The organism is Methylobacterium sp. WL103 (assembly GCF_008039885.1).
GTDB lineage: Bacteria > Pseudomonadota > Alphaproteobacteria > Rhizobiales > Beijerinckiaceae > Methylobacterium > Methylobacterium cerastii.
In genome coordinates this window covers 1-9,324 of the sequence record NZ_VRUX01000130.1, presented here as the reverse complement: position 1 = coordinate 9,324, position 9,324 = coordinate 1, and the positions used below count along the sequence as shown (strand labels likewise).

Sequence of the window (9,324 nt, the reverse complement as noted above, 5' to 3'; positions counted from 1 at the left end):
GCACGGCCTCGCGCAGGCGCTTGCCGGCGGCGCGGCGCTTGTCCCAGGGCTCGCCGCCGGTCCGCAGATCGATGTGCGGATAGTCGGCCAGCGGCTCCAGCACGACCTCTTCGGCCGCCTCGTGCGCGTCGCGTCCGTCCTTGTCCTGCCTTTGATCCTGCGCTGGGCCGGGGACGGTCTCGGCCTCGCCGAAGACGTCGTCGCCGCTCATCTGATTCGGTCGTTCCATGCTCGGTCGTCCCAGGGCTGCCGGCGTCTCCCGGTGGCGCTGAACAACCTGAGCCGGAGAAATTTGTTGCGGAGTCGGGGATTATGTCGCCGCGAAAGGCGTGGACAACGCCGGCGCGCCTACCCCGCCGCCAGCTCCACCGTCACGGGCACGTGGTCCGACGGCTTCTCCAGGCCGCGCAGGTGCTTCTGCACCGAGGCCGAGACCAGCCGGTCGGCGGCCTGCGGCGAGAGCAGGAGGTGGTCGATCCGGATGCCGAAGTTCCGCGACCAGGCGGCGGCCTGGTAGTCCCAGAAGCTGTAGAGGCCGGGGCGCGGGTCGCAGGCGCGAACCGCGTCGGTCAGCCCTTCGGCCAGCAGCGCGCGGAACGCCGCCCGCGTGGTCGGCAGGTAGAGCGCGTCGTCGGCCCAGGCCGTGGGCTCGGCCGCATCCTCCGGCTCGGGGATGACGTTGTAGTCGCCCGCGAGCACCAGCGCGGTCTCCTCGCGCATCCGCGCGATCGCGTGAAGACGCAGCCGCTCCAGGAAGGCGAGCTTGTAGGGGTATTTCGGGCTCGCCACCGGGTTGCCGTTCGGCAGGTAGATCGAGGCCACCCGCACCGGCGCGACGCCGTCGCCGCTGACCAGCGCCTCGACGTAGCGGGCCTGCTCGTCCTCGGCGTCGCCCGGGAGCGCGCGCAGCACGGTGGCCGGATCGTAGGTCAGCGGCGCGCGGACCAGCAGCGCGACGCCGTTATAGGCCTTCTGCCCCACCGCCTCGACGGCATAGCCGGCCGCCTCGATCTCGGCGCGCGGGAACGCCTCCTCCTGGCACTTCAGCTCCTGCAGGCAGACCACGTCCGGCTTGGCCTCGTCGAGGAAGGCGAGCAGGTGACCGACCCGCTGCTTGATCGAATTGACGTTCCACGTGGTGATGCGCATCGCTGGCGTCCTGGAGGGCGGAGCCCGTCGTCTGGCGTCCTGGAGGGCGAAGCCCGTCGTCTGGCGTCTTGTGAGGGCGGAGCCCGTCATCGCGCCTTCGCACCGGCCTGACAAGCGGAAGGCCGGGCGCGTCGCCGCCCGCTCACGCAACGAGGCCGCCGGTGGACTGGTTCGAACCGATCGGCGCCTTTTGCGAGCGGGACGGCGCGGCGTTCTGGGCCGAGCCGGTCAACGCCCTGTCCAACGCCGCATTCCTTGTCGCCGCCGTCGCGGCCCATCGGCGCGCCCGCGCGGCGGACGACCGGGCCGGCGTCGCGCTGGCGCTCCTGACGGCGGTCGTCGGCATCGGGTCGTTCCTGTTCCACACGCTCGCCGTGCGTTGGGCCATGCTCGCCGACGTCGTGCCGATCGCCGTGTTCATCCACGCCTACTTCTACCTGGCGATGGTGCGGTTCCTGCGATTCGGGCCGGTCGCCGCATGGGCGGCGACGCTGGCCTTCGCGGGCTTCGGCTTCGGGCTCGTCCCGGCTCTCGACGCCGTCGCCGGCCGCTGGCTTCGCGACATCGAGACCCGCCTGGCCGGCATCGCCGACGCGCCGGACCCGGCCGACGACAAGATCGAGCGCCTGCTCACCGCGCTCGCCGCCCTGCAGCGCGACGCGCTCCAGGACGAGCCGAACCTGTTCGCGGTCCACCTCGACGCCACCGTCGCCGCCCGGCCGATCGCACGCCGCCATCGGGTGCGCCTGCGCAGCCTGGTCGAGCGGGTGATCGAGGAGGGCATGGCCACCGGCACCTTCTCGGCCCGCGACCGCGAACGCGCCATCGCCTACATCTTCGACGCGAGCTACCGCTTCACCCATCCGCTGGCGATTCAGCACGACGCCGAGGTGCCGCGCGACCTCGTCGACGCCCGCTTCGGTGCGGTCATCCACGCGATCCAAAGGGTGCTGCGCGCCGGCATCCTCTGAGCGGAATGACAGGTTTTCGAATCTGTCATAGCGCATCGCCGGCGGCATCGTTCCGCTCGCAAAGCCCTCGGAAAGCTTGGCTTTTCGAGGGCTTTTCGTTTTGCGCCGCGTCTCCCTCCTGGCCCGAACCCTGCTAGGCTCGACTCCATCGGGTTGATGGAGCGGTGCTTTTCGGCCACACAGCCGCGCAGGAAAAACCGCCGCTTCTGGCGCCGCTTCGAGTCGGATTTCGAACGTCGCGCCGCCCGCAGGCCGCGCCTCACCTTTCACGCATAGCTGGAGACGTCTCGGACATGGCACGCAGCAAGATCGCGCTCATCGGCGCCGGCCAGATCGGCGGAACGCTGGCGCACCTCGCCGGTCTGAAGGAACTCGGCGACGTCGTGCTGTTCGACATCGTCGACGGCGTGCCGCAGGGCAAGGCGCTCGACATCGCCGAATCGGCGCCCATCGACGGCTTCGACGCCAAGTATTCCGGCGCGAGCGACTATTCGGCGATCAGGGGCGCCGACGTGGTGATCGTCACCGCCGGCGTGCCGCGCAAGCCCGGCATGAGCCGCGACGACCTGATCGGGATCAACCTGAAGGTCATGGAGGCCGTCGGCACCGGCATCAAGGAGAACGCGCCCGACGCGTTCGTGATCTGCATCACCAACCCGCTCGACGCCATGGTCTGGGCGTTGCAGAAGTTCTCCGGGCTCCCGACGAACAAGGTCGTCGGCATGGCCGGCGTGCTCGACTCGGCCCGCTTCCGCCACTTCCTGGCCGAAGAGTTCAAGGTCTCGGTCGAGGACGTCACCGCCTTCGTGCTCGGCGGCCACGGCGACGACATGGTGCCGCTCACCCGCTACTCGACCGTGGCTGGCGTGCCGCTGACCGACCTGGTCAAGCTCGGCTGGACCACCCAGGAGAAGCTCGACGCCATGGTCGAGCGCACCCGCAAGGGCGGCGGCGAGATCGTCAACCTGCTCAAGACCGGCTCGGCCTTCTATGCGCCGGCGGCCTCCGCCATCGCGATGGCGGAGAGCTACCTCAAGGACAAGAAGCGGGTGCTGCCCTGCGCCGCCTACCTCGACGGCCAGTACGGCATCTCCGGCATGTATGTCGGCGTCCCCGTCGTGATCGGCGAGAACGGCGTCGAGCGCGTGCTGGAGGTGACCTTCGACGCGGCCGAGAAGGCGATGTTCGACAAGTCCGTCGGCGCGGTGAACACGCTGATCGAGGCCTGCAAGACGGTGAATCCCGCGCTCGCCTGAGCCACGACGTTTGTCGTCCCGGGGCCGCGAAGCGGAGCCCGGGATCCAGAACCACAGGTGGTGCTCCAGTTTGCCGCGACAGCGGCTCTGGATTCCGGGCTCGCCTCCGGCGCCCCGGAATGACGGAGAGGGTCCTTCGATGAACATCCACGAATACCAAGCCAAGGCGGTGCTGAAGGAGTTCGGGTTGCCCGTCTCCAAGGGCGTCGCGATCTTCAAGCCCGAGGAGGCCGAGGCCGCCGCCAAGGAGCTCGGCGGCCCGGTCTGGGTGGTGAAGAGCCAGATCCACGCGGGCGGCCGCGGCAAGGGCACCTTCAAGGGGGCTCCGGCCGGCGCCAAGGGCGGGGTGCGCGTCACCAAGTCGATCGACGAGGTGAAGCAGTTCGCCGGCGAGATGCTCGGGCAGACGCTGGTGACGATCCAGACCGGAGAGGTCGGCAAGCAGGTCAACCGGCTCTACATCGAGGAAGGCGCGCAGATCGCGGCCGAGTTCTACCTGTCGATGCTGGTCGACCGCGAGACCGGCCAGGTCGCGTTCGTCGTCTCGACGGAAGGCGGCATGGACATCGAGACGGTGGCCCACGACACCCCTGAGAAGATCGTCACCTTCTCGGTCGATCCGGCCACCGGCATCATGCCCCATCACGGCCGCGCGGTCGCCAAGGCGCTCGGCCTCACGGGTCCCCAGGCCAAGGAAGCCGCCGACCTCACGAACAAGCTCTACGCGGCCTTCACGGCCAAGGACATGAGCATGCTCGAGATCAACCCGCTGGTCCTCACCGGCGACGGCCACCTCAAGTGCCTCGACGCCAAGATCTCGTTCGATTCGAACGCGCTCTACCGTCACCCCGACATCGTCGCGCTGCGCGACGAGACCGAGGAGGACGCCAAGGAGATCGAGGCCTCGAAATACGACCTCGCCTACATCGCGCTCGACGGCACGATCGGCTGCATGGTCAACGGCGCCGGCCTCGCCATGGCGACGCTGGACATCATCAAGCTCTACGGCGAGGAGCCGGCCAACTTCCTCGACGTCGGCGGCGGCGCGACCGAGGAGAAGGTCACCGCGGCCTTCAAGATCATCACCGCCGACCCGCAGGTGAAGGGCATCCTGGTCAACATCTTCGGCGGCATCATGAAGTGCGACGTCATCGCCCGCGGCGTGATCGCGGCGGTGAAGGCGGTCGGCCTGGAGGTGCCGCTCGTCGTGCGCCTCGAGGGCACCAACGTCGAGGAAGGCAAGGCGATCATCAGCGGCTCCGGCCTCAACGTGATCCCGGCGGACGACCTCGACGACGCCGCGCAGAAGATCGTCGCCGCCGTGAAGAAGGGCTGAAGCACCATGTCCATCCTCATCGACGCGAACACCAAGGTCATCTGCCAGGGCTTCACCGGCAAGAACGGGACCTTCCACTCCGAGCAGGCGATGGCCTACGGAACCAAGATGGTCGGCGGCACCTCGCCGGGCAAAGGCGGGTCCAAGCACCTCGGCCTGCCGGTCTTCGACACGGTCGGCGAGGCCCGCGAGGCCACCGGCGCGACCGCGTCCGTGGTCTACGTGCCGCCGCCGGGCGCGGCCGACGCGATTTGCGAGGCGATCTCGGCGGAGATGCCGCTGATCGTCTGCATCACCGAGGGTATCCCGGTGCTCGACATGGTGCGGGTCAAGCGCGCGTTGGAAGGCTCGAAGTCGCGCCTGATCGGGCCGAACTGCCCCGGCGTCGTCACGGCGGGCGAATCGAAGATCGGCATCATGCCGGCCAACATCTTCAAGCCGGGCTCGGTCGGCATCGTCTCGCGCTCGGGCACGCTGACCTACGAGGCGGTGTTCCAGACCTCGACCGCGGGCCTCGGCCAGACCACGGCGGTCGGCATCGGCGGCGACCCGGTGAAGGGCACCGAGTTCATCTCCATGCTGGAACTGTTCCTCGCCGACGAGAAGACCAAGTCGATCGTGATGATCGGCGAGATCGGCGGCTCGGCCGAGGAGGAGGCGGCGCAGTTCCTGGCCGACGAGGCCAAGCGCGGCCGCAAGAAGCCGATGGTCGGCTTCATCGCCGGCCGCACCGCGCCTCCGGGCCGCCGCATGGGCCATGCCGGCGCGATCATCTCCGGCGGCAAGGGCGGCGCCGAGGACAAGATCGCGGCGATGGAGGCCGCGGGCATCCGCGTCTCGCCCTCGCCCGCGCGCCTCGGCTCGACGCTCGTCGAGGTCCTCAAGGGCTGAAACCCAGTGACAGCCGCGCGCGTATGGCCCCGCGCGCGGCTGTGTTGCAGCGCACGCAAGCCCGTGACGCCATATGATGGACGACGAGGCGCCGCTTCGCGCGCCCGCAAGGAATCGCAGCGCGGCCCGAGCCTCCCCGAGCGGAGGCGCCTCCCGCGCGATGACGCGGCTCTCGCGCGCCGGCGGAGAGCCCGCAAGGACAGGATGACCCGCCGATGGCACGCCAGGACGTGAACGAAGCGCTGCTGGAGACCTCGTTCCTCTATGGCGGCAACGCCGCCTACATCGAGGAACTGCAGGCGGCCTACGCCCGCAACCCGTCCTCGGTCGATCCCGAGTGGCAGACCTTCTTCAAGGGCCTGGGCGAGGACGAGACCCTGGTCGAGAAGAACGCCGCCGGCGCCTCGTGGACCAAGCCGAACTGGCCGGTTCCGGCCAACGGCGAGATCGTCTCGGCCCTCGACGGCAACTGGGCGACCCTGGAGAAGGCGGTCGGCGAGAAGATCCTCGCCAAGGGCGCGGAGAAGGGCGAGCAGAGGCCCGGCAAGCCGACCGACGGCCTCGCGGTCACCACCCGGACCGGCGTCTCGGTGGAGCAGGCGACCAAGGATTCGGTCCGCGCGATCATGCTGATCCGCTCGTACCGCATGCGCGGCCACCTCCACGCCAAGCTCGATCCGCTCGGCCTCGCGCCCCGCGGCGACCACGAGGAGCTGCACCCGCAGCATTACGGCTTCCTCGAATCCGATTGGGACCGGCCGATCTTCCTCGACAACGTGCTGGGGCTGGAGTTCGGCACGATCCGCGAGATCGTCGCGATCCTGGAGCGGACCTACTGCCAGACGCTCGGCGTCGAGTTCATGCACATCTCCGATCCCGAGGAGAAGGCGTGGCTGCAGGAGCGCATCGAGGGCAAGGACAAGGAGATCTCGTTCACGCCGGAAGGCCGCCGCGCGATCCTCAACAAGCTGATCGAGGCCGAGGGCTTCGAGAAGTTCCTCGACCTCAAGTACACCGGCACCAAGCGCTTCGGCCTCGACGGCTCGGAGGCGATGATCCCGGCCCTCGAGCAGATCATCAAGCGCGGCGGCGCGCTCGGCGTGCGCGAGATCGTACTCGGCATGGCCCACCGCGGCCGCCTCAACGTGCTCACCAACGTGATGGCAAAGCCCTTCCGGGCGGTGTTCAACGAGTTCAAGGGCGGCTCGGCCTCGCCGGCCGAGGTCGAGGGCTCGGGCGACGTGAAATACCATCTCGGTGCCTCGTCCGACCGCGCCTTCGACGGCAACAACGTCCACCTGTCGCTCACCGCCAACCCGTCGCACCTCGAGATCGTCGATCCCGTCGTGCTCGGCAAGGTCCGCGCGAAGCAGGACCAGCGCGCCAAGCCCAACGTGGTGCGCGCCAGCGTGATGCCGCTGCTGATCCACGGCGACGCGGCCTTCGCCGGCCAGGGCGTGGTCGCGGAGTGCCTCGGGCTCTCAGGCCTGAAGGGCCACCGCACCGGCGGTTCGATCCACTTCATCATCAACAACCAGATCGGCTTCACCACCGATCCGCGCTTTTCGCGTTCGTCGCCCTACCCGTCCGACGTGGCGAAGATGGTCGAGGCGCCGATCTTCCATTGTAACGGCGACGACCCCGAGGCCGTGACCTTCGCCACCAAGGTCGCCGTCGAGTACCGCCAGAAGTTCGGCAAGCCGGTCGTGATCGACATGCTGTGCTACCGCCGCTTCGGCCACAACGAGGGCGACGAGCCGGCCTTCACCCAGCCGAAGATGTACCAGCGCATCCGCAAGCACACCTCGGTGCTGGAGAGCTACGCCCGCAAGCTGATCGAGAACGGCACCCTGAGCCAGGAGGCCTACGACGCCCGCAAGGCCGAGTTCCGGGCGATCCTGGACGCCGAACTCGAGGTCGCCGGCACCTACAAGGCCAACAAGGCCGACTGGCTCGACGGGCGATGGTCCGGCTTCAAGGCCGTGCACGAGGACGTGGACGACCCGCGCCGCGGCCGCACCGGCGTGCCGGCCGAGACCCTGCGCGAGATCGCGGGCAAGATCACCCAGGCGCCCCCTGGCTTCCACCTGCACCGGACGATCCAGCGCTTCATGGACAACCGCGCCAAGGCGGTGGAGACCGGCGTCGGCATCGACTGGGCGACGGCGGAAGCTCTGGCCTTCGGCGCGACCATGCTCGACGGCAACCGCGTCCGGCTCTCGGGCCAGGACGTCGAGCGCGGCACCTTCTCGCAGCGCCACGCCGTGGTGATCGACCAGGAGAACGAGCAGCGCTTCACGCCGCTGAACGCGATCCGCGAGGGCCAGGCACCGCTGGAGGTCATCAACTCGATGCTCTCCGAGGAGGCGGTGCTCGGCTTCGAGTATGGCTACTCGGCGGCCGAACCGAACGCCCTCGTGTTGTGGGAGGCGCAGTTCGGCGACTTCGCCAACGGTGCGCAGGTGGTCATCGACCAGTTCATCGCGTCCGGCGAGCGCAAGTGGCTGCGCATGTCCGGCCTCGTGATGCTGCTGCCGCACGGCTACGAGGGCCAGGGCCCGGAGCACTCGTCCGCGCGCCTGGAGCGCTACCTGCAGTCCTGCGCCGAGGACAACATGCAGGTCGCCAACTGCACCACGCCGGCGAACTACTTCCACATCCTGCGGCGCCAGCTGAAGCGCGACTTCCGCAAGCCGCTGGTGCTGATGACCCCGAAGTCGCTGCTGCGCCACAAGCGGGCGGTGTCGAGCCTCGACATGCTGGCGGAGGGCTCGACCTTCCACCGCATCCTCTGGGACGACGCCGAGCACGAGGAGGGCGGCGTCAAGCTGGTGCGCGACGACAAGGTCCGCCGCGTCGTGCTGTGCTCGGGCAAGGTCTACTACGACCTGTTCGAGGAGCGCGAGAAGCGCGGTGTCAACGACGTCTACCTGCTGCGCGTCGAGCAGCTCTACCCGTTCCCGCTCAAGGCGCTGGCGAACGAGATGGGCCGCTTCCGCAACGCCGAGGTGGTGTGGTGCCAGGAGGAGCCCAAGAACATGGGCGCCTGGGCCTTCGTCGAGCCCTACCTCGAATGGGTGCTCGGCCAGGCCGGCTCCGCGGTGAAGCGCGCCCGCTACGTCGGCCGCCCGGCCTCCGCATCGACCGCCGTCGGGCAGATGTCGAAGCATCAGGCGCAGCTCCAGGCCTTCCTCAACGAGGCCCTCGCGGTCTGACCTTTCGACGACGCGGCGGCTCCTGATGGGCCGCCGCACCCTATCCCGGCCGTCCGGTACGGCCCAACCGATCCGGCGTGAGAAACATGGCAACCGACATCCTCGTCCCGACGCTCGGCGAATCCGTCAGCGAGGCCACCATCGGCCGCTGGTTCAAGAAGCCGGGCGACATGGTCGCGGCCGACGAGCCCCTGGTCGAGCTCGAGACCGACAAGGTGACCCTCGAAGTCAACGCCCCGGCCGCCGGCGAGCTCGGTGAGATTTTGGTCAAGGACGGCGAGACGGTGGAGCCGGGCGCGCTCCTCGGCTCGATCGTCGAGGCGAGCGGCGGGGCCGCCAAGCCCGCGCCGAAGAAGGACACCGAGGCAGCGAAGGCGTCCGCCCCCGACGCGAAGGCGGTCGAGGCGGCGCCGGCCAAGGACTGTCTCTTATACACAAAACCGCGCCCACGAGACCGCAGCCACACGCGAATCCCCTCTACTGCATGAAAAAAAAAAAGGGGGGGG

7 protein-coding genes and 1 pseudogene are annotated in these 9,324 nt (G+C 69.0%); 6 read left to right on the top strand and 2 right to left on the bottom strand.

Going from position 1 to position 9,324, the window contains the following annotated elements; translation table 11 throughout:
* The coding region (locus FV222_RS10565) for a hypothetical protein (RefSeq protein ID WP_147814176.1) at positions 1-211 on the bottom strand (211 nt) is incomplete at its 3' end.
* 137 nt (positions 212-348) lie between these two features.
* A complete protein-coding gene (gene xth, locus FV222_RS10560; RefSeq protein WP_147814174.1) occupies positions 349-1,149 on the bottom strand; it encodes an exodeoxyribonuclease III in 801 nt (266 codons plus the stop codon).
* A 161-nt stretch (positions 1,150-1,310) separates the two neighbouring features.
* On the opposite strand from xth, the gene FV222_RS10555 reads away from it, so the two are divergent.
* The 6 genes and pseudogenes from FV222_RS10555 to FV222_RS10530 all read left to right on the top strand — a co-directional run.
* Positions 1,311-2,120 (top strand): ceramidase domain-containing protein, encoded by an 810-nt coding sequence (locus tag FV222_RS10555; RefSeq protein WP_210248475.1) that lies wholly within the window; start codon positions 1,311-1,313, stop codon positions 2,118-2,120.
* A 293-nt stretch (positions 2,121-2,413) separates the two neighbouring features.
* Entirely contained in the window at positions 2,414-3,376 is a 963-nt protein-coding gene (gene mdh, locus FV222_RS10550; RefSeq protein WP_147763816.1) for a malate dehydrogenase, read from the top strand.
* A gap of 139 nt (positions 3,377-3,515) precedes the next feature.
* Positions 3,516-4,712 carry an ADP-forming succinate--CoA ligase subunit beta gene (sucC, locus tag FV222_RS10545; RefSeq protein WP_147814172.1) on the top strand — a complete coding sequence of 399 codons (1,197 nt, stop codon included), beginning with the start codon at positions 3,516-3,518 and terminating at the stop codon, positions 4,710-4,712.
* A 6-nt stretch (positions 4,713-4,718) separates the two neighbouring features.
* Positions 4,719-5,603: a succinate--CoA ligase subunit alpha gene (gene sucD, locus FV222_RS10540; RefSeq protein ID WP_147751582.1), complete on the top strand. Its 885-nt coding sequence runs from the start codon at positions 4,719-4,721 to the stop codon at positions 5,601-5,603.
* A gap of 215 nt (positions 5,604-5,818) precedes the next feature.
* Positions 5,819-8,818 carry a 2-oxoglutarate dehydrogenase E1 component gene (locus FV222_RS10535; RefSeq protein ID WP_147763814.1) on the top strand — a complete coding sequence of 1,000 codons (3,000 nt, stop codon included), beginning with the start codon at positions 5,819-5,821 and terminating at the stop codon, positions 8,816-8,818.
* An 86-nt stretch (positions 8,819-8,904) separates the two neighbouring features.
* Positions 8,905-9,168: pseudogene (locus tag FV222_RS10530) on the top strand (biotin/lipoyl-containing protein); the annotation flags it as partial.
* Positions 9,169-9,324: the final 156 nt, after the last annotated feature.